A 26,735-nucleotide genomic window follows, 5' to 3' on the forward strand; every position below is an offset into this window, starting at 1 on the left:
CCTAGGAGCCGCGGACCCGGGGGTCAATATCGTATGCATGCATATTGTGCGGTAGCATTACGTTCTGCTTGCCGTCAGAACATGCGCTCGAGCAGCTCCGGCGACGGCACTTCCTCCATGACGTCCCAATGCTCGACCGCCCTTCCCTCCCCATCGAGGCGGAAGACGTCGAACGTGTTGATCCTGTTGATCAGGGGATGCGGCGGGTCGGTGTCGTAGAGCCGGTGACTGACCAGCATGTTCCCGTCCGCGAGGCTGCGGATCGGCCGCATCGTCATCCAGGTCCCATTGGCCTTCAATGCGGTGAGGATCTCGACGAGGCCGTCGCGGCCATCGCCCCCTTTGGGGCTGTGCTGGCGATATTCCGGCGTGCGGCTGACAAGAAAGGCGTCGAGCTGCTGGTCGTTGAAGCCGGCAAGGTCGAGCGCCTCGAATCGCGCGCCGAAGCGGCGAGCATGGTCGAGCCGGCGGTCGACCCGCGCACCGTCGAACGTGCCGTTGTCGTTCTTGCGGTTCTTCTCGTCGAGCACGTGCGAGCCCCAATGCTCGGCGACCCGGCCGCCCTCCAGGCGGAAAAGCTCGGCGCGCGCAAAATCGACACCGCCGCCGAGGCGCTCCTCGACGAACAGGAAGACGAAGGGGCCGTCGCTCAGGATATGATGAAGGAGGAGCGCATGGTCCGGGTGATCCCGCAGGCGCTGGTCGACATAGGCCGCCAGTCCGTCGCGGCTGAACCCGGCCGTATATTGATGTTCGACATAGTCGTCGGCGAGGCATCGCTCCATCGCCGCCTCACGGCCCGCGGAATATAGTTGGACATAATAATCGGCGACCCAGTGCCGCTGCGCTTCCGCATCGGCCGGGTTCATCGACCCTGCCATGACGGTGCCCTCTTCTCCATGAAGGCGGTCATGCCTTCGGTGAAGTCGGCGCTGGCCATCAGATCGGCCCGGAGCGTCGCCTCGATCCGGTCGATCTCGTCCGACGGCTTTCCCTCGAGGGCGGCGCGGGCGATCGCCCGCGTCGCGCGGATGGCCAGCGGTGCTCCGGCCAGGATGCGCGTCGCCAAGGCGCGGGCGGTCTCCAGCACCTTCCCGGCCGGCGACAGCTCACTGACGAGACCGAAGCGGTGCGCCTCGACCGCGGACAGCCTGTCGCCGGTCAGGATCAGGCTCATCGCCACCGAGAAGGGAAGCTTGCGGCAGAGCTGGACCAGCCCGCCGCCGAGCGCGGCGGCGCCGACCCGGGGCTCGGGAAGCGCGAAGGCGGCGTCCTCGGCGGCGACGATGAGGTCGCAGGCCAGCGCCACCTCGCAGCCGCCGCCCATGGCGAGGCCATTCACGGCGGCGATGATCGGCTTGGACAGGCGGCGATTGTGGGTGATGCCGGCGCCGCCTTCCGGGGGAAGCGGCCGCGACGTGCCGTCGACATAGCAGGAAATGTCCGATCCGGCGCAGAAGGCGCGGCCCGCGCCGGTCAGGATGGCGACGCGCAGCGCGTCATCGTCCTCGAAGGCGTTGAAGATCGCCGCCATCTGCTCGTGCGCGTCGGCCTGGAAGGCGTTGAGCTTCTCGGGCCGGTTCATCGTCACGACGAGCAGGCCGCCGTCGCGCTCGACGGTGCAGAAATCCGCCACCGCCGCGGCTCAGGCCGCGAGCCGCGACGCCGGCGCGTCGAGTTCGGCGAGCAGCCGCGCCTTCTCCTTCTCATACTGCGCGACGTTGCGTTCCTTGATTGGACCATAGCCGCGGACCATGTCGGCCAGCGCCGCAATCTTCTCGATGCCTTCCTGGCTGCCGGCATCGAGGCGCGGCAGCAGGTCCGCGACCAGCGTGCGATATTCGTCGATCAGGCGCCGCTCCATCTTCCGCTCGCGATTATAGCCGAAGACGTCGAGGACCCCGCCACGCAGTCCGCGCATCTTCGCCAGCAGCTTGAGCATGTTGAACATCCAGCCGCCGATGGCGATCTTGCGCGGCTCGCCGCCCGGCCTGTCCGTCTTCATCAGGATGGGCGGCGACATATGGAATTGCAGCTTGAAGTCGCCTTCGAACTGCTGGTTCAGGCGCCGCAGGAACTCGCCATTGGTGTAGAGGCGGGCCACCTCATATTCGTCCTTATAGGCCATGAGCCGCGCGAGCTGGCGGGCCACTGTTTCGGTGACCTTGAGCGCGCCGCCCGGGACCGCGGCGGTCTCGGCCGCCCGGACTTCGTTCACGAAGGCGAGATAGCGGTCGGCCCAGGCGCGGTTCTGATAGTCGGTGAGCAGCTTCACCCGTCGGTCGACGAGCTCGTCGAGGCTGGCGGAGAAGCCCTCACCTTCGTCGCGGGCGCCGAGACGGTCCAGATATTGCTGGAGTCGCGCCGGGTCGTGCGCCGCGAGCCGGCCCCAGTTGAAGACCTGGAGCGTCGCCGCGACCTGCGTTCCGTTCAGCCGGATCGCCTCCTCGATCGACTCGATCGACAGCGGCACCAGGCCCTTCTGCACCGCAAAGCCCAGCATGAACATGTTGGTGGTGATGCTGTCTCCCATCAGGCGCGCCGCCATCGAGGTCGCATTGAAGCCGTCGAGATGATCGGCGCCGACGACGTCCCGCAGCTGCTGCAGCTGCACGTCCGGGTCCAGACGGATCGCATTGTTCGACTGGAACTGGGCCGTCGGCACGATGTCGGTATTGACGACGATGCGCGTGCCCGGCGAGACCATGTCCAGAGTCTGCGGGCTCGCCGTCACGACGAGGTCGCAGCCGAGGACGAGGTCGGCCGATCCGGACCACAACCTCGGCGCATGCAGGGCGTCCGGCGTCGCGGCGATGCGGATGTGGCTGAGAACGGCACCACCCTTCTGGGCCATGCCGGTCATGTCCATCACGCTGACGCCCTTGTCGTCGATATGCCCGGCCATGCCGGCGATCGCCGCCACGGTCAGGACCCCGGTCCCGCCGATGCCGGTGAGGACGATATTGTAGACGTCCGCCGTCGACACCGGGGCGGGCCGTGGCAGTTCCGCGAACAGGTGCGCCAGCTCCTCGTCACGGAATGCCGCGCCGAACTTGCGGACGCTGCCGCCGAGCACGCTGACGAAGGACGGGCAGAAGCCCTCCTGGCAGGAGAAATCCTTGTTGCAGCTGGACTGGTCGATCCGGCGCTTGCGGCCGAACTCGGTCTCGAGCGGCTGGACGCTGACGCAGTTCGACTTCTTCGAGCAGTCGCCGCAGCCTTCGCAGACGTCCTGGTTGATGAACACCCGGCGCGGCGGATCCGGGAAGGTCTTGCGCTTGCGCCGGCGCCTCTTCTCGGCGGCGCAGGTCTGGTCGTAGATGATCGCCGAGACTCCGGGCAGCTTCTGCATCTCGCGCTGGACCTGCTCGAGATCGCGGCGATGGCGGACGGTGGTGCCTTCGGGCCAGCGAATGCCGGCTGGATATTTTTCGGGCTCGTCGGTGACGATGACGACCGGCTTCACGCCTTCCCAATAGACCTGGTTGGCCATCGCCTCGACGGTCAGCGTGCCGTCGACCGGCTGCCCCCCGGTCATCGCGACCGCATCGTTGTAGAGCAATTTGTAGGTCATGCTGGCGCCCGACGCGACGGCGGCGCGGATGGCCAGGATGGCGGAGTGGAAATAGGTGCCGTCGCCGAGATTCTGGAAAGCGTGCGGAACGTCGACGAACCGATGGAGCCCGGCCCACAACATGCCTTCGCCGCCCATCTGCACCGCCCATTCGGTCGGGCGATCGGGCATGAACATGCTGGCGAGGCCATGGCAGCCGACGCCGGCGAAGCTGAGGCTACCGTCCACGGTCCGGGTCGAGGTGTTGTGCGGGCACCCTGAGCAGAAATAGGCGGTCCGGACGAGACCGGTCGGCTTGATCGGGCGGACATTGTCCCGGCGCTCGCGCAGATGCGCGATCCGCGCCCTTAGCCGATCGTCGGCCAGGCCCAAGGCCTCGATGCGCGCCGCCAGCACGTCGATCATCAGCTGGACGCTGGTCTCGCCGAAATCGGGGACGAGTCGGCGGCCCTGCTCGTCTTTCTTGCCGACCACGCGGGGGCGACGCGACGCGTCCGCGTGATAGAGGAGCGAGACGAGCTGCTCCTCCACGAAGGCGCTCTTCTCCTCGACGACGAGGATCTCCTTATGGTCGAGCGCGAACGCTTCCATCCCCGCCGGCTCGATCGGATAGATCATGCCGAGCTTGTAAAGGCGGATGCCGAGCGCGCGGGCCCGGGCCTCGTCCAGTTCCAGCTCGCTGAGCGCTTCGCGGACGTCCAGGTAGGGCTTGCCAGCGGTGACGATCCCGAGCTCGCGGCGCTCGCCGTCGAAGACGACGCGGTCGAGCCGGTTCGCGCGAGCGAAGGCGATGGCGGCCGGCAGCTTGAACTCGACCAGCCGCCGCTCGATCGGCAGCGGCATGATGTCGCCCCGGATCTTGTTGAGCCCGCCCGGCGGCATCTCGAAATCGGTGGGCAGGATGATGCGCGAGCGTTCGGGATCGACGTCGACGGTGGCGGTGAGCTCGATCGTGTCGGTGACCACCTTGAACCCGGTCCAGACGCCGGCGAAGCGCGACAGTCCGAACCCGTACAGGCCGTAATCGAGATATTCCTGGGTGTTCGACGGGTAGAGGATCGGCATCAGCGCCGCCTTCCACACCGGGTCGGAGGAGGTCGCGGTTACCGTCGACTTGCCGCCGACATCGTCCGCGCCGACAACGAGGACGCCGCCCTTGGCCGCCGAGCCCTCGAGATTGCCCTGGCGCAGGACCTCGAAGGCGCGATCGACGCCGAGATTCTTCGCGTACCAGATCGAGAAGACGCCGTCGTAGCGCGCCTCCTTGTAGTAATGGAGCCACTGGGTGCCGCGGATCGAGGCCGCGGCGAGTTCCTCGTTCACGCCCGGCTGGAAATGGATGTGGTTGTCGCGCAAGTGGCCGGCCGCCGACCAAAGGGCCGTATCGTAGACGCCGATCGGCGAGCCGCGATAGCCGCTGATGTAGCCGGCGGTGTTGAGACCCGCGGCGGCGTCGCGCTGGCGCTGCATGATCGGCAGCCGGACGAGCGCCTGATTGGACGAGATGTAGATCCGTCCATGATCCTGCGTGAACTTGTCGTCGAGCTTGACTGCGGTTTTCATCACATTCCCTTGGTCAACCGCCCGCACCGCGCGGGCGCCGTTCAATCAGGCAGCCAGCGCCGCGCCGGACGTGGCCGAGGCGATCAGCGCCTCCGCATTCTTCCCGCAGATCGCCGCGCGCGCCTCGCCCTCGACACCGGCCGAGGCGACGAAGCCGAGCAGGTCCTTCTGGCCGATCTCGGTGGGCCCGTCCGTGCCGGCGAGAAGCCGGTCCGCGCCGAGGCGCTCGACCAGATAGCGCAGATAGGGAGCCCCGAAGACGGCCGTATCGTACCAGAACCGCCGGGCATATTCGGTGGGCGGAGTCGGGATCCCTTCGCGCAGCGCCGGGAACTTGCTCCACACCAGGTCCATCCGGTCGAGCACCGATCCCAGGCCACCGCCGCCGTGGCTGAAGACGAGCTTGAGGCCGGGAAAGCGGCCGAGCACGTCGCGGGCCATGAAGGAGGCGACGGCGAGCATATTCTCCTGGGGAATGCCGATCACCGCGCCCATCAGCGGCGGTCCTTCCAACCGCTCCAGCGAGCCGGGCCGGATGCCGTGGACGAACACGACCAGGCCGAGCCGTTCGGCCGCCGCGAAAACGGGATCGAAGCGTTCGGAGGCGATCGACACGCCGTTGACGTTGCTGCCGACGAAGAGGCCGGCGAGCCCGCCCGTCCGGCCGACTTCCTCGATCTCCCGGAGGGCGGCTTCGATGTCCTGCAGCGGCAGCACAGCCAGTCCCTTCAGCCGGTCCGGCGCCTGGCGAACCATGGCCGCGCATTGGCGGTTGACCTCGGAGCAGAGCAGTGCCCCGGCCGTCGGATCGAGCCAGTAAGACAGGATTTCGGGCAATGGCGAGATGAGCTGGAGGTCGACGCCGTCCGAGTCCATCGCGGCGATGCGACGATCGACGTTCCAGTAGATGTCCTCGAAGGCGCGGAAGGGGCGTTCGCCGACGAGCAGGGTGGCGCCGCCCCCCTGGTCGTGGCGCATCGTCGGCCAGGCCGGCTCGGTCACCCCCGCGGGCAGGACCGGGAAGCGCTCGGGCAGGAAATGGTTGTGGAAATCGACGATCATGTCAGAGCATCCACTGCCCGCCATTGACGCTGTACACCTGCCCGTTGATCGCGCCGGCATCATCCGTGGCGAGGAAGGCGACGAGCGCCGCCACCTCGTGCATCTCGGCGAAGCGGCGGGTGGGGATTGTCTCCAGCACGACGCGGGGATGGACCTTGAGCGCGTACTTCTTCTCGGTCTCGGGATCCGCCTCCATGAGCTTGCGCAGATCGGGCGTCATCACGCCGCCTGGCGAGACGGCGTTGACGGTGATGCCATGTTTGCCGAATTCGAAGGCGAGGCCGGTCGTCAGGCCGTTCACGCCGCCCTTGGCCGCATTGTAGCCGGCGTGGGAGAAGGTCCCGGTGTGGACCGAGTCCGCGCTGATGTTGATGATCCGCCCCCTCTTGCGCTCCAGCATCGGCGGCAGGAAGGCGCGGCAGCACCAGAGTGTCGTCCACAAATTGCGGTCGATCGTCGCGCGAAGCGTCTCGGGCGTATGGTCGAGGAACGGGCGGATGATGCCGCCGCCGGCATTGTTGACGAGGATGTCGACCTTGCCGAAGCGACCCAGCGTCGCCTCGAGAAGCGCCGATGCGCCTTCCTCGCGGCTGAGATCGCCGGTCACTCCGATCGCGTCCGGCGCGCCCTTCCCCTTCAGCTGGCCGCAGAGCGCGTCCAGCCCCTCGCCATTGACGTCGGAGAGGACGATCGACGCGCCCTCCGCGGCGAGCCGCTCGGCGATGGCGAGGCCGATTCCGCCCGCACTGCCGGTGACGACGGCGACCCGCTCCTCGAGATTGGCCATGCCTGCCTCAGGCCGCCTGGAGGATGGGCGGAAAGAGATGGGCATGCTCCCGGTCCGGAACGGCGTCCCAAAGGTCGAAATTCTCCGGCGCGGCGGACATGCGGCGCGGCTCGCGGGCACCCACTTCCGGGAACTGCTCCATGCCGAGCGTATATTCCCAGACGAAGTAATCGGGATCGTAGATGTAGAGGTGGATGCTGCCGGACGTCGGGTGGCGGCCGATGCCGAACTGGACCTTCACGTCGTAGCGCTTGATCCGGTTGAAGAGCTTGCCGATGTCGTCAATCTCCTCGACCATGAAGGCGAGATGATGGAAGCCCGGCTTCGCGCCCGGAAGCTGGAGCGGCGCGAAGCTGTGGTGATTGCTGGTCGGATAGGCCCGGAGCAGCGAGGCGAACCAGCCTTCCAGATAGTCGGAAACCAGGAAGCCCATATTCTCGACCATATAGTCGGTCACCTTCTTGCAGTCGGTGACGGTGAGGCCGTAATGCTTGCCGCCCTGGAACTTGGTCAGCCTATTCGTGCGCGGGACCGAGGTGTAGGACATGCGCGAATAATATTCCCACGTCGTGCGCAGCACCGGCTCGACGATGCGGAAGGCGCGCTCGAGGCGCAGGTTCGCGCATTCATTGTCGCCGACCCACTGCGGCGAAAGGCCGATACGCTCATAATGGGCAAAGGCCTTGTCGAGATCGGCCTCGGTCTCGAGCTCCCAGGCGCTGCGGGCGAAAGCCGGCGAGTCCGCCTGCTGGAGGATCAAGTCGTGATGCGCAGGCCCGGCGCGGAAGAAGCGGGCGCCGTCGCCCGCCTCGCCGGCCAGGTCCAGGCCGAAGACGTCGGTGGCGAAGTGCGTCGAGCGCTCGAGATCGCTGACGTTGAGGACCAGATAACCGAGCTTCCTGTACCTGAAATCGACGGACATTGACCGCTCCTGTGAGAAGAATCGACGCTAGAGGATGATCGTCAGCCGACCCTGATTGTAGAGGCTGTTGAGATCGAGGATCGCCCGCTTGCGGCGAATGCGGAGCTCGCCTGCCTCGCGTACCAGGATGTGATAGACCTCGCCCATGAACACCGAGGTCGTGTCCTCCTTGGTCCGGAAGACGGCGAAGTTGGAGCGGATTCGAGTGCCCCCTTCCGCGCCGCCGATGACGCGCACGTTGGTGACGAGATGGCGAGTCTTCGACCGCGGATATTCCGCATGGGCGGACTTCTTCATCAGCCGGTTTGCCCGGCCGCGGATGCGGTCGATACGATCAGAGATGAGGAAGAGGGTGCGGTCCGGATCGGCATTCACCGGATCCGCCGTCGTCGGCGACGTCACCTCGTAGGTCGCGTCCTCGGTGTAGAGCTCCGCCCATTCCGGCAACCGCCACTCGTCGAGAAGCTCCGCCTCACGATAGAGGAAATCCTCGGCCTCGGTGCGCGACAGAAGCTCAGCCATGACGGGCTCCTCGTTTCTCGCCAGATCAGCCTGCGAAGCCATCATTCCCTCTCCAGCTTCTCGATGCCGCGAATGACCCGGTCCCACTGCGTCCAATAGGCCTGCATCTGCAGCTCGTTGTCCGGCGCGCTGGACAGCGTGCGTGGGTCGTCCGTCCAATCCATCCCCTTGGACAGCTCCGACCATTCGACGGGCGTATGCTGCGCCGCGTCCTGGCAGATTTCGAGCATCTCGATGTCGTCGGGAGAGCCGAAGCCGGCCGGCCCGAGGAACGAGACGAACTGGTCGAGCCGCATGGCGCGCAGCTCCTCCGACTCCTCGGCCGGCCCCATCGCCCAGGCGGTGACCTTGATGAAGTCGGGCGCCTCAGGCTCGATATAGCGCACGGTGATCGACATGATGTCGTTGATCACCAGGTTGGGGAAGATAACCAGGTTCTTCTGGGTATCGGCGATATAGTCGGCCCGCTCCTCGCCGTAGCGCGCGATGAGCTGGGCCCGACGCGCCTCGATCGGCGCCTTGAGGTGCGCGCCCATCGACGGCAGCCACTGCGCCACCGGCCGCCCTGTCGGCACGTAGGAATCGAGCACCGCATGGCCCATGCCGAGGCCGCGCGCCGCGCCGCGGGTATTGTAGCTCGCGATCGTGTCGTCGATCATGCTCGCCGCCGGCGTGCCGGCGAACTGGTCGCGCAGGTGATCGAAATAGGAGGCGTGGACGGACACCAGATGGTAGCCGTCATAGCTGTTCTCGACGAGCAGCTTGTAATTGGCACGGATCGAATAGCTGTGCTCGCCCGACAGAATCACCTGCTCCGTCTCGGCCTGGTCGCACACCGCGTCGATCGCGTCGCGTGCGCCGGCGAGATAGTCGTGAAGGCTGATCGCGTTCGGATTGTAATTGATGAAGTAGAAGTTGCGATAATTCTCCAGGCGCGGCACCCGCCTGAGATCGAGATGCCCGTCGGCATTCAGGTCTTCGCCATAGCCGCCATTGGCGTTGGTGGTGACCAACTTCCCTTCCGAGCTGAACACCCAGCCATGATAGGGGCAGCTGAAATTGCGGGCATTGCCGTTGCGCTCACGGCACACCTTGGCACCGCGATGGGTGCAGGTGTTGAAGAAGGCGCCGATCTCGCCGCTCTTGTCGCGGATGAAGATGATGTCACGCCCGCCGACGCGCCGCGTGACGAAGTCGCCCTTCTTGTTCAGCTCGCTGCCGTGGCCCAGATAGAGCCAGCATTTGCCAAAGATCAGCGCCTTTTCGCGTTCGAAGATTTCCTGGCTCTTATAAGCGCTCCGGTGAACCCGGAAGCTGCGCTTCTCCGGGTCCGCCTGGACCAGGGCCCATTGGGGATCTTCCAGTGCCATCATCCTATCCTTCTTGCGTGCTGCCGACGCGATACGCTCTCTTATCGTAAGCTACCGAACTTTTCAAGGTCCAGCTAAGCCCCTGCCGTCAGGACGATCTTTCCGCGGACATGTCCGCTCTGGCTGAGCCGATGCGCGTCAGCAACCTGTTCGAGCGGCATCATCGCGGAGACGACCGGCCGCAGCTTTCCGGCCTCCACGAGCGCGGCGATCTCCCGCAATTGCTCGCCGTTTGGGCGCACCCGTGCCTTGATGATTTTCAGCCCGCCCTCCTCCGCGAGGGCCGCGGCGTCGGCGCCGCCGGCGATCCTGACCACCGTTCCCCCTCTACGGACCAAAGACCAGAGCCGGAGGGCGTCCTGATCGCCGACCAGGTCGAGCAGCAGGTCGATGTCCTGAGGATAGCCGGAGACGGGGCTCTGCCTGAAATCCACCACCTCGTCGGCACCCAGCCCACGGACGAAATCCGCATTCTTCTGCGACGCCGTCGCGACCACCTGGGCGCCCTTGGCCTTGGCGATCTGGACGGCCACCGTGCCCACGCCGCCGGCCGCATTGTGAACGAGGATACGGGCATCGGCTAGATCGCGCCCGTCACCGAGAAGCCCCTGCCACGCGGTGAGCGCCACCAGTGGCAGGGAGGCCGCTTCGGCGAAGCTCAGACCGGCGGGCTTGGGCGCGGCGATCTCCGCGCTGGCCACGATCCGTTCGGCATAGGCGCCCACCAGGCCGAGCAACGCAAAGACCTCGTCGCCCACGCCGAATTCGGACACGCCTTCGCCGACGGCCGCGATCGTGCCGGCAACGTCGCCGCCCAGCACGAGCGGCATCGGATATTGGACGATGGCCTTGGCGGCCCCGCTGCGGATCTTCCAGTCGACCGGATTGACGCTCGTCGCCGCCACGTCGATCAGCACTTCGCCCGGTCCGGGACTGGGGTCGGCGACATCCTCGACGCGGAGCATTTCCGGGCCGCCATAATCATGAATGCGTACTGCCTTCATCGCGCTTTCTCCCGCCGCCGGCTCAGGGCATCTGCCAGGTGTCGCGCTCGATGCCCTGGTTGTAGCGGGTCGCCGCCAGAACATGGCGCAGCCGTTCGCCGAGCTCGCCGGGGTCCCGGCTGGCCTCGGCCTTCGGTCCGTGCCTCCATCCTTCCGCAAGCGAGTAGCCGAAGCCCCAGACCTCGCCGAAGACACGGCCGGTGACGTCCTTGGCCTCCGCGCTGGACAGCCAGGTGACGAGGGCAGCGATCCATTCCGGATCGCGGCGAAGGAGCATCTCCCCTTCCACCTCGCGCAGCCCCTCCGTCATCCGCGTCTGCGCCCGCGGCGCGATGGCATTGACGGTCACGCCAATCCGCTGAAGCTCGCGAGCGACGATGACGGTGAAGGAAGCGACGCCGGCCTTCGCCGCGCCGTAATTGGCCTGGCCGATATTGCCGAACAGCCCCGAGCCCGACGACGTATTGATGATGCGGGCATCGCGCTGCCGGCCGGCCTTGCTCTCGCGGCGCCAGTAATTCGCCGCATGGTGGGTCGGCGCGAAGGTACCCTTGAGGTGGACCTTGATGACCGAGTCCCAATCCTCCTCGGTCATGTTGACCATCATCCGGTCGCGCAGGATGCCGGCATTGTTGACCAGCACGTCGAGATGGCCGAAGCGCTCGATCGAGGTCTCCACCATCGCCTGCGCTTGGGCCCAGTCGGAGACGTCGGATCCATCCGCATACGCCTCGCCGCCCGCAGCGACGATCTCCTCGACCACCTGCTGAGCGGGCGAGAGGTCCGCTCCTTCCCCGCTCGTCGTCGAGCCGAGATCGTTGACCACCACCTTGGCGCCATGAGCCGCCAGCATGACCGCGTAAGCGCGGCCGACGCCGCGGCCCGCACCCGTCACGATGGCTACACGTCCTTCGCACAGCTTCGTCATATTCTTCCCCAGTCACTGCCGGCCTGACCCGGCTCCAAAAATAGAAAGCATGCTTACTGTCATATTGCAAACCACTTTTGCAACCGGTTATGTAGACGGAGCGGAGGGGTGCGGACCGCCGCGACGATCATCGGAAGCGGGAGATGAGGCGATGACCGAACAGGATTTCGAGCGGATGCCGCTGACGCCGTATGACGAGTATCCCGTCCACGCCACGCCCTATCCGATGAGCTACGTGCCCAACACGGACTATGCCTGGGACGATGGCTACTTCTTCATGATCTACGACCTCGATGCCGGCATCCAGATGTGGAACGGCATGAGGATCGCCCCGAACAGCAACATCATCGGCGGGCATAGCGCGTTCAATGTCCGGGGCGTCCAGCGCACGCTCAGGCTCAGCCGGATCTGGCGGGACGATTTCAGCGTGGCGATCGGCCCGCTCCGCTACGAGTTCATCGAGCCGCTGCGCGCCACCCGGATGGTGCTCGAGCCGAACGAATCCGGGATGAGCTACGACCTCGTCTGGCGCGGGCTCGCGCCGCCCCACCTGTCGGCGCACCACCGGGCGGTTCGCAACGGCCGCTTCACCACGGATCAGAGCCGCTACAACCAGGTCGGGACCGCCACCGGCTGGCTGGAGATCGACGGCGAACGGACGATCATCGACGAGGCCCGGCCCTGGGGCGGCTCACGCGACCGGTCATGGGGCGTCTACGAAAGCCGCCCGCCCCTGCTCGGGCCCGGCAAGTGGCTGCCCCCCGCGCCGCCGCCGCCGATCGCTCGCGCGCTGCGCTTCTCCTGCTTTCTCGAGAGCGAGGGCTTCTCGTCCTATTTCCATTTCCATGAAGGACCGGAGGGCGAGAACGTCCCGCTCAACGACGCGTTCGGCACGCCGTTCGAGGGATGGATCAATCATGGCTGGGACGGCCCGGAGCTGAAGCTCGTCGGCCACCGCCACGCCCTCGCCTGGCGGCCGGGGACGCGCTCGATGACCTCGGGCACCGTGGTCATCACCGACGAGAAGGGCGGCGACTGGACGCTGGAGATGGAGGTGAAGCTCCCGCCACATGTGCTCGGGACGATCGGCTATCATGTCGGCGCCTGGCGCGACGGCGGCACCATCCACACTTATCATGGCGCCAGCCCGGCCCTCGAATGGGACGAGTTCGATTTCTCCAGCCAGCCTTGCGACCATGTCTTCCCGGGCACTGGGGAAACCCGAAAGCTGTTCGGCGTGGAGCATCTGGCGGCCGTCCGCGTGACCGCGCCGGACGGGTCCGTCACCGTTGGACGCGCTCAGATCGAGATTTTCCTGAACGGCCGCTACGCGCCCTATGGCTTCGAGGGGCAATCCGACCAGGGCGGCCTGACCGGCCGCGGCATCGCCTGAATCCCGACCAATGGAAACTGAAATGAACCATATCGACGCCGAGGCGGTGGCCCGCGGCTTCTTCGATGCCTGGGCCAGTCATGATCTCGAGAAGGTGATGGCGTTCGTCGCACCCGACTGCGTCTTCGTGAACGGCGCGGTGAACGTGCTTCGGGGCGCGGACGAGATCCGTGCCATGTATGCCCCCTATTTCGAGGCCTGCCGCGCGATCGCCTTCAAGGTGACGGCGATCGCGACAGCAAGGGACGGACGCACGGTGCTCAGCGAACGGGTCGACGTGCTCGACTATGGGGACCGACAGCTCGACATTCCCGTCGCCGGGGCAGTCGTCGTCGAGGATGGCCTCATCACGCAGATCCGCGACTATTTCGATTTCGGATCGCTCCAGGCGCAGCGAGCCGACGAGCCCACGGCCCCAGGCAGTTGACATTGTACGCACGTGTATTATTCGTCAGCTGTCAGTAAACGACGCATACCAAAGGAGTCGCAGGGGCGATGATCCCGAGATCCATCTTTACCGAGGAGCATGAGCTCTACCGGGATTCCGTGCGTCGGTTCATCGCCACCGAGATCACCCCGCACCACCGGCAGTGGGAAAAGGAAGGGAAGGTTTCGAGAGAGGTCTGGCTGAAGGCCGGCGCCGCCGGCTTCCTCTGTTCCAACGCCCCGGCCGAATTCGGCGGTGCCGGAGCCGACTTCAAATATAATGCGATCTTCACGGAGGAACTGGGGCGGGCGGGCGCCACCGGTCCCGGTTTTGCCGTCCATTCCGACATGGCGGCGAGCTACATCCTCAATTTCGGCAGCCCCGAACAGAAAGCCGAATGGCTGCCGAAGATGATCTCCGGCGAGGCCATAGCAGCGATCGCGCTGACCGAGCCCGGCGCGGGCAGCGACCTCAAGGCGATCAAGACGACGGCCGTTCGCGAAGGCGACGATTATGTGATCAACGGCCAGAAGGTCTATATCTCGAACGGGCAGCTGTGCGACCTCGTCATCCTGGCGTGCAAGACCGACAGCCAGGCGGGCGCCCGCGGGATGACCTTCATCATCGTCGAGACCGATCGGCCCGGCTTCGAGCGGGGCCGCAATCTCGAAAAACTCGGCCTCAAGGCCCAGGACACGTCGGAACTGTTCTTCACCGACGTCCGGGTGCCGGTCGCCAACCGGATCGGCGAGGAAGGCCAGGGCTTCGCCATCGCCATGCACAACCTGGCCGAAGAGCGGCTCAGCATAGCCGTCTCCGCAATCGGCGCCTGCGAGGGTATCCTCGATTACACCATCGCCTATACCAAGGAGCGGAAGGTCTTCGGCCAGAGCGTCGCCGAGTTCCAGAATACCCGCTTCAAGATCGCCGAACTCATGGCCCAGACGCAGGCGCTGCGCGTCTTCGTCGACCGGTGCGTCGAGCTGGCGGTGGACAAGTCGCTCGATCCGACCACGGCGGCGATGGCGAAGATGCTGGCCGGCGAGCTCCAGTGCCGCGTCGCCGACGAATGCCTGCAATTCTATGGCGGGTACGGCTACATGATGGAGTATCAGATCGCCCACGCCTATCTCGATGCCCGCATCCGGCGCATCGCCGGCGGGTCTTCGGAGGTGATGCGCGAGATCATCAGCCGCAAGGTCTTCGGGCGATGAGCGCCGCCGACCAGCTGGACGACGAGCACAATCAGGCGATCGTCGATGGCGTGAAGGCGGTCTGCGACCGGTTCGACGACGAGTATTGGACCCGCTGCGAGGACGAGAAGAGCTTCCCCTTCGAGTTCCACAAAGCGATGGCCGAGGGCGGATGGCTGGGCATTACCATGCCCGAGGAAGCGGGCGGCTCGGCACTTGGGGTCACCCAGGCCGCCTTGATGATGCATACGGTGACGTCGAGCGCCGGCGGCTATTCCGCGGCAAGCGCCATCCACCTCAACCTGTTCGGGCCGCACGCGATCGTCGTCTTCGGGACTCCGGAGCAGAAGGAACGGATGCTGAAGCCGCTGGTCGCCGGCACCGAGCGCGCCTGCTTCGGGGTGACCGAGCCCGATGCCGGCCTCGACACCACCAGCATCAAGACTTTCGCCACCAAGGTCCCGGGCGGCTATCGGGTCTCCGGCCGCAAGATCTGGACGTCGTCGGGTCAGGTGGCGGACAAGATCGTCCTGCTGACGCGGACCACCCCGAAGGAGCAGTGCAAGCGCCCGACGGATGGAATGACGCTCTTCTATACCGACCTCGACCGGTCGGAAGTCGAGGTCCGCCGCATCCCGAAGATGGGGCGAAACGCGGTCGACTCGAACGCCACCTTCCTCGACGACTATTTCGTGCCCGACGAGGACCGGATCGGCGAGGAGGGCAAGGGCTTCCACTACATCCTGCACAGCCTCAACCCCGAGCGCATCCTGGTCGGGATCGAGGCGGTGGGCCTCGGCCGCGGCGCGCTCGAGCGGGCCGCCGGCTATGCTCGTGAGCGAAAGGTCTTCGGCCGGCTGATCGGCGAGAATCAGGGGATCCAGCACCCGCTCGCGGAAAACTGGGCCTATCTGGAGTCCGCTTACTGGATGATCATGCGCGCCGCGCAGCTCTACGACGCCGGCAAGCCCTGTGGCGCGGAGGCGAATGCCGGCAAGTTCCTGGGCGCGCGGGCGGCCTTCGACGCCTGCACGCGCGCGGTCATGACCCATGGCGGAATGGGCTATGCGAAGGAGTATCAGGTCGAGCGCCTGTTCCGCGAATCGATCCTTCTGCGGATCGCGCCGATCACCGAGCAGCTGATCCTCTCCTTCATCGCCGAGAAGGTGCTCGACCTTCCCAAATCCTACTGACGACGACGGGAAAACCATGGAACGCGGCATCACCGCCTTTGGCGCCTACATCCCCCGAATCCGGCTCGAACGCGCAGCGATCGCCGCCGCCCACAGCTGGTCCTTTCCCGCCCTGCGCGGGCTCGGCAAGGGCAGCAGGGCGCTCGCAAGCTGGGACGAAGACGCCGTCACCATGGCGGTCGAGGCGACACGCGGTGTGGACGCGGCCGACGCGGGCTCGATCCTGTTCGCCTCGACCAACCCGCCCTTTGCTGACCTTCAGAATGCGACGCTCGTCGCCGCCGCGGTCGGCCTCGCAGGCGACGTGGCCACGGCCGACCTTGCCGGCTCCCTTCGCGCCGGCACGTCGGCGCTGCTCAACGCATTGCGCAGCCGCGACGAGACGCCGACGCTCGTCGTTGCCGGCGACGCTCGTCCCGCCAAGCCCGGCAGCGCGCAGGAAATGCATTATGGCGCCGGCGCGGCGGCATTCCGGATCGGCGGCGGCGACGTCATCGCGCGGTTGATCGGCCATGCCAGCCGGGCCGAGCCGTTCGTCGATCATTTCCGCGCCACCGGCGAGAAGTTCGATTATTACTGGGAAGAGCGCTGGGTCCGTGACGAAGGCTATCTCAAGATCGTGCCCGCCGCGATCAAGACGGCGCTGGACCAGGCCGGCCTCGCCGCAACCGACATCGCCCATTTCTGCATGCCGGGGCTGTTGCCGGGCATCGCTGTAGCGGTAGGTCGCAAGGCCGGGATCGCCGCGGAGGCGGTCGCCGACGGACTTGCCGGCCAATGCGGCGACACCGGCGCCGCTCATCCGCTGCTGATGCTCGCCTCGGTGCTGGAGCGGGCGAAGCCGGGCGAGCGCATCCTCGTGGCCAGCTTCGGCGCCGGCTGCGACGTCCTCCTGTTCGAGGCGACCGAGGCGATCGCCGATTATCAGCCGAGGCGGAGCGTCGCCGATGCTCTCGCCTCCGGCCGCAGCGAGAGCCATTATACCAAGCTCCTCTCCTTCCACGGCGAGCTCGGGCTCGACTGGGGCATGCGCTCCGAGGGCGGGGAGAAGATCGCCCTCACCCAGCAATATCGAGCGCGCGAGCAGCTCGCCACCTTCGTCGCCGGCGAATGCGGCCGGTGCGGCGCCGTCCAGTTCCCGCAACTGGCGAGCTGCGTCAATTGCGGGGCCTTCGATCCGCTGCGGCCGCTCTCGCTGCGCGACGAGCCGGCGCGGATCGCGACCTACACTGCCGACTGGCTGCAATATTACCCGGCTCCGCCGCTCTATTTCGGCCTCGTCCAATTCGACAATGGCGCCCGGGTGATGATGGAGATCGTCGACGTCGACGCCGGCGGGATCGACGTGGGGACACCGCTGCGAATGGTCTACCGGGTCAAAAGCAAGGATCCGGAACGCCACTTCCACCGCTATTTCTGGAAGGCGACGCCGGTCGCCCGCCAAGGAGACTGACATGGCCACGGGCATCAGGGACAAGGTCGCGATCGTCGGAATGGGGTGCACCCGGTTCGGCGAGCGATGGGATGCGGGCACCGAGCATCTGCTGGTCGAGGCCTTCCGCGAAGCGCTGGACGATGCCGGCATCGACCGAAGCCAGATCGAGGCCGCCTGGTACGGCAGCTGCATGGACAATGTGAATGTCGGCAACTCGGCGATCCCGGCGGCGATGGCCCTGCGGCTGGAAGGCATTCCGGTGACCCGGCTCGAGAATATGTGCGCCACCGGCACCGAGGCGCTTCGCGGCGCCGCTTATGCGGTCGCGTCCGGCGCGGTCGACATCGCGCTCGCGATCGGCGCCGAGAAGCTCAAGGATACCGGCTATGGCGGCCTGCCCGTGCCGTTCAAGGGCACGCTCAACAGCGCCTGGATGCCGCTGGGTTCGGCGCCCGCGGGCTTCGCCCAGCTCGCTTCGGCCTACCGCTCCAAATACGGAATCTCGAAGGAAGACCTGAAGACGGCGATGGGCCGTGTCTCCTGGAAGAGCCACCGCAACGGGGTCAAGAATCCCAAGGCGCACATCCGCAAGGAGATCGAGCTCGACCAGATATTGCGCGCACCCATGATCGCCGAGCCCCTTGGGCTGTTCGATTGCTGCGGGGTGTCGGACGGCGCGGCGGCGGCGATCGTCACCACGCCCGAGATCGCGCGCTCGCTCGGCAAGGCCGATCCGGTGACGATCAAGTCGATCCAGCTGTCGATCAGCGCCGGACGGGAATCAGGAACCGGCCAATGGGACGGCAGCTATGTGCCCAATACCCGGAATGCGGCGCGCAAGGCCTATCAGGAGGCAGGCATCGACGATCCGCGCGAGGATCTCAGCCTGATCGAGGTGCATGACTGCTTCTCGATCACCGAGCTGGTGACGATGGAGGATCTCGGAATTTCCGGCGACGGCGGGGCGGTGAGGGACATCCTCGACGGCTTCTACGACGCCGACGGCAAGATACCCTGCCAGATCGACGGCGGGCTCAAATGCTTCGGCCATCCGATCGGCGCCTCCGGACTGCGCATGGTCTACGAGAACTATCTCCAGCTCCAGGACCGGGCCGGCGACCGCCAGCTCGGCGACGTCCGCTACGGGCTCAGCCACAATCTCGGCGGCGTGCCTTTCAACGGTGTCGCCGCCATCACCATCGTCGGCCGCCACGGCGACTGACGGCATCAGGACCGAAGGGAATCAATCAGGTGGCGGGGCTCTATTTCGAGGAATTCCATGTCGGGCAGATCTTCCATCATGCCATTCGCCGAACGCTGACGGAGGCCGACAACGTCTTTTTCACCGCCCTCACCCACAATCCGGCGGCGCTGCATCTCGACGAGGAATATTGCCGCGAGCACACCGAGTTCGGAACGCGCATCGTCAACAGCGCCTTCACCCTCGGGCTCATGGTCGGCATTTCGGTCGGCGACACGACGCTGGGCACCACCGTCGCCAATCTCGGCTGGGACGAGGTCCGCTTCCCGCATCCGCTCTTCCACGGCGACACCATCCGGGTCGAGAGCGAGGTGATCGAACTGCGCGAGAGCAAGTCGCGGCCGGACAACGGCATCACGATCTTCGAACATCGCGCCTTCAACCAGAAGGACCAGCTCGTCGCGCGGTGCAAGCGCTCGGCGCTCATGCTGCGCAAGCCGAAGGGCTGAACCCTTGTACCGATCGATGCTCTTCGTTCCGGGCGACAGCGAGAAGAAGATCGCGAAGTCGCAGCAGGTCGTCCCCGACGCGATCATCCTCGACCTCGAAGATGCGGTCGCTCCGGCGAACAAGCCGGCCGCCCGGGCGCTGGTCCGCGACTATCTGGTCGCCGGACGGGGCAAGCGCCGGGTCCCGCTCTTCGTCCGGATCAATCCGCTGACCACGCCGGAAGCGCTCGACGACCTCGCCGCCGTCATGGTGGGCGCGCCCAACGGCATCGTCCAGCCGAAGGCGGGGTCGCCGGAGGAGGTGCGCCGCCTCGGCCACTATCTCGATGCGTTCGAGGCGCAGCACGGCCTTGCCCGCGGCGCGACGCGCATCGTGCCGGTCGCGACCGAGGTGCCGGAAGCGATGTTCGCGCTCGCCGGCTATGCCGGCGTCGCCGATCGCCTGGCGGCGATCACCTGGGGCGCCGAAGATCTCAGCGCCGCGATCGGTGCGATGACCAACAAGGACGAAAGCGGCGGCTGGACCCAGCCTTATGCGGTGGCGCGCTCACTCTGCCTGTTCGCGGCGTCGGCCGCCCGGGTCGCGGCCATAGAGACCCTGTTTGCCGACTTCCGCGACGAGGCGGGCCTCGCGCAGGCCGCGGCACGCGCGCGGCGGGACGGCTTTGCCGGCATGATCGCGATCCATCCGGGCCAGGTCGAGACGATCAATGGCGCCTTCACGCCGAGCGCCGACGAGCTCGCCCATGCCCGCCGCGTGATCGCCCTGTTCGAAGCCAATCCCGGCGCCGGCGCGCTCAGCCTGGAGGGCCGGATGCTCGACATGCCCCATCTCGTGCAGGCGCGGAAGATCGTCGCGCTCGCCGCCAGCCCCTCCTCCTGAGGAACGAAGCATGCATCTCGACAAGGTGGTCAATCGCGTCTTCCCCGAAAACCGCCACCGCTACGACGACCGCGACACCATCCTCTATGCTCTCGGCGTCGGCTTCGGCGCCGAGCCGCTCGATCCCAAGCATTTGCGCTTCGTTTATGAGGACGGCCTCGTCGCCGCGCCGACCTACGCCAATGTGCTCGGCCATCCCGGCTTTTGGGCCCGTGATCCGGAATATGGCATCGACTGGCGCAAGCTCCTCCACGCCGAGCAGCGCCTCACCTTGCATCGGCCGCTGCCGCCGACCGGTGACGTCATCGGCCGGCACGACATCATGGGCGTGCGCGACAAGGGCGAAGGATCGGGCGCGTTCCTCTACCAGCGCAAGCAGGTGGTCGACGCCGCCAGCGGCGATCCGATCGCGTCCGTGATAACCAGCCTCCTGCTTCGCGGCGACGGCGGGTGCGGCGATCATGGCGAGGCACCGCCCGAGCTGGAAAGGCTCCCCGACTCCGAGCCCGATCAGGTGGTCGACGTCCCGACGCTGGAGATCGCGCCGCTCATCTACCGCCTCAGCGGCGACCGCAATCCGCTGCACGTCGATCCGGAGGTGGCGCGCCATGCCGGCTTCGAGCGCCCGATCCTCCATGGCCTCGCCACCAAGGGCCTGGCCGGATACGCGCTCCTCAAGACCTATTGCGATTTCGATCCGGCACGCCTCAAGGCGATGGCCCTTCGCTTCAGCCGACCGGTGCTGCCCGGCGACCGGATCAGGTTCGAATTCTGGAACCCTGCACCCGGCATCGTCCGCTTCCGGGCGCGCGTGCCGGAGCGCGACCTGGTCGTGCTCGACCGCGGCACGGCCGAAATCGCGGGATGAGCTTCTGGGCGAGAGCGGCGGTTGCGGCGCCGGGCCCCGCCGGCGGCGCTGCCGTCGGGACGGGGGCGATGGCCGCCTGCCTGATCCTCGCGCTCGTCAATCTGCTCAATTATTATGACCGGATGCTCGTGGTGGTGGTGTCGCAGCCGCTCCGCGAGGCCTTCTCGCTGACCGACACGCAATATGGGCTGCTGACCGGCCCGGCCTTCGTCATCGTCTACGCCGTCTCCAGCCTCGTCTTCGGCTGGCTCGCCGACCGCCGCAGCCGCAAGACCGTCATCGCCGTCGCGCTCGCCGCCTGGAGCATCATGACCGCGCTCTGCGGTCTCGCCCGCGACTTCCCGATGCTGGCGCTTGCCCGAGCCGGCGTGGGCGTCGGCGAAGGCGGCTCCAATCCGGCCGGGATGTCCCTGCTCAGCGATCATTTCCCGCCCGCCAAGCGGCCGATGGCGCTGGGACTCTTCGCCGCCGGCGGCATGGTCGGCCTGTTCCTTTCCTTCGTCGTCGGCAGCTGGATCGGCGCCAATTTCGGCTGGCGCGCGGTCTTCCTCGTGGCCGGCATTCCCGGGATCCTGCTCAGCCTCGCCGTCATTCTCTGGGTGAAGGAGCCGGCGCGCGGCCGGTTCGAAAGCGCGCCGCCCCGCCGCCTCTCTTATGCCTCCTCGCTGAAGCTCCTGGCCGGCAACCGGGCCTATATCTGGCTCTGCATCGCCGCCTCGCTCGGCGTCTTCTCCAGCCTCGGCATGATGATCTGGCTGCCGCAATTCTTCATCCGCACCCACGGCCTCGGCCTCCAGCAGGTCGGGCTCTTCTTCGGCCCCGCGGCGGCCTTGGGGCTGCTGGCGGGAATGATCGCCGGATCATGGGCGGGCAACCGGCTGTCGGCGCGGTCGCTGCACCGGCCGATCGTCCTGTGCGTGGTCGCCAATCTGCTCCTGCCGCCGCTCTACCTGATGGTGCTGTGGACATCCTCGCTGCCGCTCGCGCTCGCCGGCACCTTCGTGGCGATGGCGCTCAGCGTCCTCTACGCGCCCGCCTTCCAGGCTTCGATGCAGAATGTCTGCGATCCCGATGTCCGGGCAACCGGAGCCGCGGTCTCGAACGTGCTCAACGGCGTGGTCGGCCAAGGCCTGCTGCCGCTCTTCGTCGGGATGATGAGCGATGCGCTGATCGCGCCAGCCGGCAGTGAAGCCCTGCGCTGGGCCCTGTCCATCGCGACCGTGTTCATCCTTGCCTCCGGGCTCCTGTTCATCAAGGCGCTGGGCGAGACCCGCCGCCATTTCTCGTCGGAGGGGTGAGATGTCGAACATCCTGGTGATCGGCGCCACCGGCGACGTCGGCCGCGGCATCGTCGAGATCCTGCTCGAGCATGGTCACCGCGTGGTCGGGGCGGCCCGAAAGGCCGGCCGCCTGGAAGCGCTGGCCAACGCGCTCGGCCACCCGCCGCGCTTCGCGACCGTCGCCGGCTCGCTCGCATCGGACGCCGAGGCCGAGGCGCTCCGAGAGGCGGCGCAGCGCCTCATCGCGCCGCTGGACGCGGTCGTCGTCTCGGTCAATGCCCCGCGCCAATCGATGGGACCGATCCTGGACAAGACGACCGAGGAGGTGGCGAGTCTGGTCCGCCAGGACCTGATCAGCCATTTCACGGCGGCCCGCGCCTTCCTGCCCGCCCTGACGAGCGGCGGCACCTATGTCGGCATTGGCGGCGGCACCGCCGATTTCCTGCTGCCGGACGGAGTCTATATGTCGCTGGGCCAGGCGGCGCTTCGGATGATGTATCGCGGCATCGCCCGCGAGACGAGCGACCGTCCGATCCATCTGAGGGAACTCATCGTCGCGTCGGTCGTGAACGGCGCCAGCACGCGCGACGCCGCCGATCCGCTCTGGGTCACCGATCGGGAGATCGGGGAGCAGGTCGCCGCGATCGTCGCCGACCCGGGCGCCTTCCCCGAGACGATCCAGCGCATCTCGCGCCGCGACGCCAGCGGCAAGCCCCTGCTCTCCGCCGGCAACTAGTCGGCAATGGAGCGTCCCCGCCCGGGGCCGCCCCGGGCGGGAAGCCGCGTCAGATCGATCGGGCGACGATGACCCGCATGATCTCGGCCGTTCCGGCGAAGATGCGATGAAGCCGGGCAGCGGTATAGAGGCGCGAAACGGTATATTCGTCCATGTAGCCGGCGCCGCCGTGAAGCTGGACGCACTGGTCGATCACCCGCCCTTCCATCTCCGGAAGCCACATCTTGGCCATCGCGCATTTGAGAGGATCGAGCTTTCCGGTGGCGATGAAGTCGCGGATCACCTCGTCCAGGAAGGCGCGGCCGACGGCCAGCTCGGTCTTGATCTCGGCGAGCTTGAACTGGGTGTTCTGGAAATCCCAGATCGCCTGCCCGAACGCCTTGCGGTTCTTCACGAAATCGACCGTCTCGTGATAGGCGCGGGTGGCGGCGGCATGGGCGATGAGTGGCCAGGTGATGCGGTCCATGTTGATGCCGCTCATCATGATCTTGAAGCCGCCGCCTTCGTCGCCCATCCGGTTGGTGACCGGCACCCGCACCTCGTCGAAGAAGATCTCGCCCGTGTCGGCGGCATTGCTGCCCATCTTGCGTAGGCTGCGTCCCCGCCGGAAGCCGGGACGGTCGGTCTCGACGATGATCACGGAGATGCCGCGGCTGCCGGCTTCCGGATCGGTCTTGACCGCCAGCATCACCGCGTCAGCATGGACGAAGTTGGAGATGTAGGTCTTGGCGGCGTTGATGACATAGTCATCGCCGTCCCGAACCGCGGTGGAGCGCATGCTCCCGGGATCGCTGCCGCTGTCGGGCTCGGTCAGGGCGAAGGCGAAGCGCGCCTGGCCCTTGACCATCAGCGGAAGCCAATGGCGCTTCTGCTCCTCGGTGCCGTTGCGACGCAGGATCTCGGCCGTGCCGTCGCCGATGAAAGCGGGGGCGATGCTCGCCCCGGCCCGGCTGTAACCGAGCTCCTCCGCGATGACGAGGCGGTGGAGGAAGTCGCCGCCCGGGCCGCCATAGTCTTCGGGAATGTCCACGCCGAGCATGCCGGCCTCGCCTGCCCTGCGCCAGAATTCGCGCGGGATCAGGTGGTTCTCGGTCCATTCGTCGACATGGGGTTCCATCTCTTCCGCGATGAAGCGACGAAAGGTCTCGCGGAAGATCTCGTGCTCAGGGCCGTACAGATCCGGGTTGTAGGGATAGGACATTCTCTCCGATCTCCGTTTGTTATTCGCCGAAGCCCATCTGGCGCCCGGCCATGTCGAGGAGGATCTCCTCCGAGCCGCCGCCGATCGCGACGACCCGGACTTCGCGGTAGATGCGTTCGACGACTGAGCCGCGGATATAGGAGGCGCCGCCAAGGATCTGCGCCGCCTCGCGCGCGACCTTCTCGAACATCAGGGTCGCCTGGACCTTGAGCAGGGACAGGTCCGCGGCGCTCGCCTTGCCCTGCTGGAATTGCCAGGCGGCGAGGTCGATCCAGGCCTGGGTGGCGCCGATCCGCCGGGCCATGTCGGCAAGCTTGATCCTGATCGACTGGTGCTGACCGAGCTTCTTGCCGAATGTGGCCCGCTCGCCCGCCCAGGCGATCGCCTCCTCAAGGCAGATCCGGGCGAAGGAGGTGCATTGCTGCGCCGCCTGAAGTCGCTCTGCGTTGAAATTCTTGAGCAGGTTGCGGAAGCCCCGATGCTCCTCACCGATCCGGTTGGAGACGGGCACGCGAACATCGTCGAAATGGAGGGTCGCGGTATCGGAAGCATGCCAGCCCATCTTCTTGAGCGAGGTGCGGCTGAAGCCGGCGCGGTCGGCCTCGATCAGCAGCATCGAGATGCCGCCGGTCTCGGCATCGCCGGTACGCACGGCGACCAGATAATAGTCCGCGCGCATGCCATTGGTGATGAAGGTCTTGGAGCCGTTGACGACATAGTCGCCGCCGTCCCGCACGGCCCGCGTTCTGAGCGCGGCAACGTCGGAGCCGCCGGACGGCTCGGTGACGGCGATGGCCAGGATCTTCTCGCCCGACAGCACCTCGGGCGCGATCCGGTCGACGAGGGTCGGGTCGCCATGCTCGATGAGCAGCGGCAGCGAGACATAGTGGGTGAACAAGCCCGCCTGGACTCCGCCGGCGCCGGAGCGCGCGGTCTCCTCGACCAGGACGAGCTTGTGGAAGATGTCGATCCCCTCGGACGTGCCGCCTTGAGCCTCCGGAAATCCGAGGCCGAGCAGGCCGGCCCCGCCCGCCTTGCGATGAAAGTCGCGGGGGACGATGCCGGCTTCCTCCCAGCCCTCGACATGAGGAACGGCCTCGCGTTCGATGAAACGGCGGACGCTGTCGGCAAGCGCCTGGTGGCTCTCGTCATAAAAGGGCGAGGCGTTGCGCCAGGTTTCGAACAGGGTCGGCATGGAAGCTCCTCTCAGGCCAGGAATGCCGCGCGCAGCTTTTCCTCGTCGATGGCCTGGACCCGGTGCCAGGCCGGGCGCGAGGTGCAGCGGGCGAGCCAGTCCCGGATCGCCGGGAAGGGAGCCATGTCGATGCGCTGGGACAGGCCGATGATCGGAAAGGCGGTGTTGACGTCGCCAATGGTGAACGCGTCTCCCGCCACCCATGCCGTACCGCCGGCGAGATGCGCCTCGAGCGTGGCCAGCGTCCCCGAGACGGCCGAGAGCGCATCGCCGACCAGCTTCGCGTCAGGGGCCTCTTCGGCCGCCGCGGCTCGGCGAAGCTCGCGCACGACCAGCGTGAAGTGGAACTCGACCTCGGTGACGGACCAGCTCGACCATTGCAGTATGAGCGCCTGGACGCGAAGCTGATCCGGCCAGAGCGGGTTCGGGGCGAGCCCGACGAGATAATGGTTGATCGCCACCGACTCGCGAAGGACGAAATCCTCGTCCACGAGCGTCGGCACCTTGCCGGCCGGGTTGAGCGCCAGATAGCCCTCGCGGCGGCTCTCGCCATTGTTCGTGTCGATCGGCACCTGGCGATAGGGAAGGCCGAGTTCCTCGAGCGCCCACAGGCAGCGCGCGGCACGGCTCAGCTTTCGGCCGTAGAGCGTCAGCATCGGGCGGTCCTCAAAGATGCATGCCGCCGTCGATCGCCAGCGTCGCGCCGGTGATGAAGCTGGCGCGGGCCGAGGATACGAACACGGCGCCTTCGGCCACCTCGGTCGGGGAGCCCAGGCGCCGTAGCGGGATCTGGGCGACGATCGACTTCATCGCGGCATCGTCCAGCTGGCCTTCCATGCTGTCGGCGATCTGGCCGGCAAGGACCCAGCCAGACTGGATGATGTTGGCGCGGATTCCGAACCGGGCATTCTCCTTGGCCACCGCCATGTACAGCGCCTCGATCGCGGCCTTGGGAGAGGCGGAGAGGATGCCCCGGGCTTCGGGGCGGAAACGCTGCGAAGAGGTGATGGCGGTGATCGATCCCGCCTGCCGCTCCGAGAGGGGATTGGCCTTCAGATAGGCGATGGCGGCCTTGGTGAAGGAGAAGCAGGCGATCGTGTCGTGCTCGAAGGTGAAGCGCCAGTCATCGACATCGAGGTCGCTGACGAAACCGACCTTCACCCGCGGCCCGGAGGCATAGACGAAGCTGTGGATCTTCCGGTTCGCGCTCGCGAATTCGCCGAGCAGCGCCGCCATCGATGCGGGATCCTCGAGCCTGACCTCTCGCGCCTCCACGCTGACGCCATGAGCCGCCGCGCGCTTGCGAACCTCCTCCGCGCGGCCGGCGCCGCTGCGATAGGTGAAGACGACATCCGAACCGGCCCGGGCGAATGCCTCCACGATCGCACCGCCAATCCCGCCGCTGCCACCGGCGACGAACGCCGTTCCGACTGGAAAATCCTCACTCGCCATGCGCGCGCTTCTCCTTCTGCGACGAGGCCGGGTCTGT

General features: G+C 66.7%; 25 protein-coding genes. 11 read left to right on the forward strand and 14 right to left on the reverse strand.

The window, feature by feature from the left end; all coding sequences use genetic code 11:
• Positions 1 to 74: 74 nt before the first annotated feature.
• The 10 genes from DDE10_RS05230 to DDE10_RS05275 form a co-directional block, all read right to left on the reverse strand.
• Complete coding sequence (locus DDE10_RS05230; RefSeq protein WP_114951596.1) at positions 75 to 881, reverse strand: nuclear transport factor 2 family protein; 807 nt, start codon at positions 879 to 881, stop codon at positions 75 to 77.
• Positions 866 to 1,636 (reverse strand): enoyl-CoA hydratase-related protein, encoded by a 771-nt coding sequence (locus tag DDE10_RS05235; RefSeq protein WP_284734450.1) that lies wholly within the window; start codon positions 1,634 to 1,636, stop codon positions 866 to 868. The genes DDE10_RS05230 and DDE10_RS05235 overlap by 16 nt, the downstream gene beginning before the upstream one ends.
• Before the next feature lie 9 nt (positions 1,637 to 1,645).
• The gene (locus DDE10_RS05240) at positions 1,646 to 5,137 is read right to left on the reverse strand and encodes an indolepyruvate ferredoxin oxidoreductase family protein (RefSeq protein WP_114951597.1); all 3,492 of its coding nucleotides are present in this window, start codon (positions 5,135 to 5,137) and stop codon (positions 1,646 to 1,648) included.
• A 45-nt stretch (positions 5,138 to 5,182) separates the two neighbouring features.
• Positions 5,183 to 6,199: an amidohydrolase family protein gene (locus tag DDE10_RS05245; RefSeq protein WP_162806318.1), complete on the reverse strand. Its 1,017-nt coding sequence runs from the start codon at positions 6,197 to 6,199 to the stop codon at positions 5,183 to 5,185.
• A 1-nt stretch (position 6,200) separates the two neighbouring features.
• The gene (locus DDE10_RS05250; protein WP_114951599.1) at positions 6,201 to 6,986 is read right to left on the reverse strand and encodes an SDR family NAD(P)-dependent oxidoreductase; all 786 of its coding nucleotides are present in this window, start codon (positions 6,984 to 6,986) and stop codon (positions 6,201 to 6,203) included.
• A gap of 7 nt (positions 6,987 to 6,993) precedes the next feature.
• Positions 6,994 to 7,908: a VOC family protein gene (locus DDE10_RS05255; RefSeq protein ID WP_114951600.1), complete on the reverse strand. Its 915-nt coding sequence runs from the start codon at positions 7,906 to 7,908 to the stop codon at positions 6,994 to 6,996.
• A 27-nt stretch (positions 7,909 to 7,935) separates the two neighbouring features.
• Positions 7,936 to 8,430: an aromatic-ring-hydroxylating dioxygenase subunit beta gene (locus DDE10_RS05260; protein WP_114951753.1), complete on the reverse strand. Its 495-nt coding sequence runs from the start codon at positions 8,428 to 8,430 to the stop codon at positions 7,936 to 7,938.
• A gap of 41 nt (positions 8,431 to 8,471) precedes the next feature.
• Positions 8,472 to 9,800, reverse strand: a complete 1,329-nt coding sequence (locus DDE10_RS05265; RefSeq protein ID WP_162806320.1) for an aromatic ring-hydroxylating oxygenase subunit alpha — start codon at positions 9,798 to 9,800, stop codon at positions 8,472 to 8,474.
• Positions 9,801 to 9,874: 74 nt separating this feature from the next.
• Positions 9,875 to 10,804 carry an NADP-dependent oxidoreductase gene (locus DDE10_RS05270; RefSeq protein ID WP_162806322.1) on the reverse strand — a complete coding sequence of 310 codons (930 nt, stop codon included), beginning with the start codon at positions 10,802 to 10,804 and terminating at the stop codon, positions 9,875 to 9,877.
• A 22-nt stretch (positions 10,805 to 10,826) separates the two neighbouring features.
• Complete coding sequence (locus tag DDE10_RS05275) at positions 10,827 to 11,732, reverse strand: SDR family oxidoreductase (protein ID WP_114951603.1); 906 nt, start codon at positions 11,730 to 11,732, stop codon at positions 10,827 to 10,829.
• A gap of 151 nt (positions 11,733 to 11,883) precedes the next feature.
• On the opposite strand from DDE10_RS05275, the gene DDE10_RS05280 reads away from it, so the two are divergent.
• From DDE10_RS05280 to DDE10_RS05330, 11 genes are all read left to right on the forward strand, one after another.
• Complete coding sequence (locus DDE10_RS05280; RefSeq protein WP_114951604.1) at positions 11,884 to 13,125, forward strand: Rv3169 family protein; 1,242 nt, start codon at positions 11,884 to 11,886, stop codon at positions 13,123 to 13,125.
• A gap of 22 nt (positions 13,126 to 13,147) precedes the next feature.
• Positions 13,148 to 13,552 (forward strand): SgcJ/EcaC family oxidoreductase, encoded by a 405-nt coding sequence (locus DDE10_RS05285; RefSeq protein WP_162806324.1) that lies wholly within the window; start codon positions 13,148 to 13,150, stop codon positions 13,550 to 13,552.
• A 68-nt stretch (positions 13,553 to 13,620) separates the two neighbouring features.
• Positions 13,621 to 14,766 carry an acyl-CoA dehydrogenase family protein gene (locus DDE10_RS05290; RefSeq protein WP_114951606.1) on the forward strand — a complete coding sequence of 382 codons (1,146 nt, stop codon included), beginning with the start codon at positions 13,621 to 13,623 and terminating at the stop codon, positions 14,764 to 14,766.
• Positions 14,763 to 15,938, forward strand: coding sequence for an acyl-CoA dehydrogenase family protein (locus tag DDE10_RS05295; protein WP_114951607.1), 1,176 nt, complete (start codon positions 14,763 to 14,765; stop codon positions 15,936 to 15,938). The genes DDE10_RS05290 and DDE10_RS05295 overlap by 4 nt, the downstream gene beginning before the upstream one ends.
• Positions 15,939 to 15,954: 16 nt before the next feature.
• Positions 15,955 to 17,391 (forward strand): hydroxymethylglutaryl-CoA synthase family protein, encoded by a 1,437-nt coding sequence (locus tag DDE10_RS05300; RefSeq protein ID WP_114951608.1) that lies wholly within the window; start codon positions 15,955 to 15,957, stop codon positions 17,389 to 17,391.
• Between the two features lies 1 nt (position 17,392).
• A complete protein-coding gene (locus DDE10_RS05305) occupies positions 17,393 to 18,595 on the forward strand; it encodes an acetyl-CoA acetyltransferase (protein WP_114951609.1) in 1,203 nt (400 codons plus the stop codon).
• A gap of 29 nt (positions 18,596 to 18,624) precedes the next feature.
• On the forward strand, positions 18,625 to 19,083 hold the full coding sequence (locus DDE10_RS05310; RefSeq protein WP_114951610.1) for a MaoC family dehydratase: 459 nt from the start codon (positions 18,625 to 18,627) through the stop codon (positions 19,081 to 19,083).
• Positions 19,084 to 19,087: 4 nt separating this feature from the next.
• The gene (locus DDE10_RS05315; RefSeq protein WP_284734451.1) at positions 19,088 to 19,966 is read left to right on the forward strand and encodes an HpcH/HpaI aldolase/citrate lyase family protein; all 879 of its coding nucleotides are present in this window, start codon (positions 19,088 to 19,090) and stop codon (positions 19,964 to 19,966) included.
• A 10-nt stretch (positions 19,967 to 19,976) separates the two neighbouring features.
• A complete protein-coding gene (locus tag DDE10_RS05320; protein WP_114951612.1) occupies positions 19,977 to 20,834 on the forward strand; it encodes a MaoC/PaaZ C-terminal domain-containing protein in 858 nt (285 codons plus the stop codon).
• Positions 20,831 to 22,132, forward strand: coding sequence for a spinster family MFS transporter (locus tag DDE10_RS05325; protein WP_114951613.1), 1,302 nt, complete (start codon positions 20,831 to 20,833; stop codon positions 22,130 to 22,132). Before DDE10_RS05320 ends, DDE10_RS05325 begins: the two co-directional genes overlap by 4 nt.
• A gap of 1 nt (position 22,133) precedes the next feature.
• Positions 22,134 to 22,850, forward strand: a complete 717-nt coding sequence (locus tag DDE10_RS05330) for an SDR family oxidoreductase (RefSeq protein WP_114951614.1) — start codon at positions 22,134 to 22,136, stop codon at positions 22,848 to 22,850.
• 49 nt (positions 22,851 to 22,899) lie between these two features.
• Here DDE10_RS05330 and DDE10_RS05335 read toward each other — a convergent pair whose 3' ends face one another.
• Genes DDE10_RS05335 through DDE10_RS05350 form a run of 4 tightly spaced genes read right to left on the reverse strand, consistent with a single transcriptional unit; the run spans position 22,900 to position 26,698 of the window.
• The gene (locus tag DDE10_RS05335; RefSeq protein WP_114951615.1) at positions 22,900 to 24,051 is read right to left on the reverse strand and encodes an acyl-CoA dehydrogenase family protein; all 1,152 of its coding nucleotides are present in this window, start codon (positions 24,049 to 24,051) and stop codon (positions 22,900 to 22,902) included.
• Between the two features lie 19 nt (positions 24,052 to 24,070).
• Positions 24,071 to 25,246 (reverse strand): acyl-CoA dehydrogenase family protein, encoded by a 1,176-nt coding sequence (locus DDE10_RS05340; RefSeq protein WP_114951616.1) that lies wholly within the window; start codon positions 25,244 to 25,246, stop codon positions 24,071 to 24,073.
• An 11-nt stretch (positions 25,247 to 25,257) separates the two neighbouring features.
• Entirely contained in the window at positions 25,258 to 25,902 is a 645-nt protein-coding gene (locus DDE10_RS05345; RefSeq protein ID WP_114951617.1) for a glutathione S-transferase family protein, read from the reverse strand.
• A 10-nt stretch (positions 25,903 to 25,912) separates the two neighbouring features.
• A complete protein-coding gene (locus DDE10_RS05350; protein WP_114951618.1) occupies positions 25,913 to 26,698 on the reverse strand; it encodes an SDR family NAD(P)-dependent oxidoreductase in 786 nt (261 codons plus the stop codon).
• Positions 26,699 to 26,735: the final 37 nt, after the last annotated feature.

The organism is Sphingosinicella terrae, assembly GCF_003347635.1.
Lineage (GTDB): Bacteria > Pseudomonadota > Alphaproteobacteria > Sphingomonadales > Sphingomonadaceae > Allosphingosinicella > Allosphingosinicella terrae.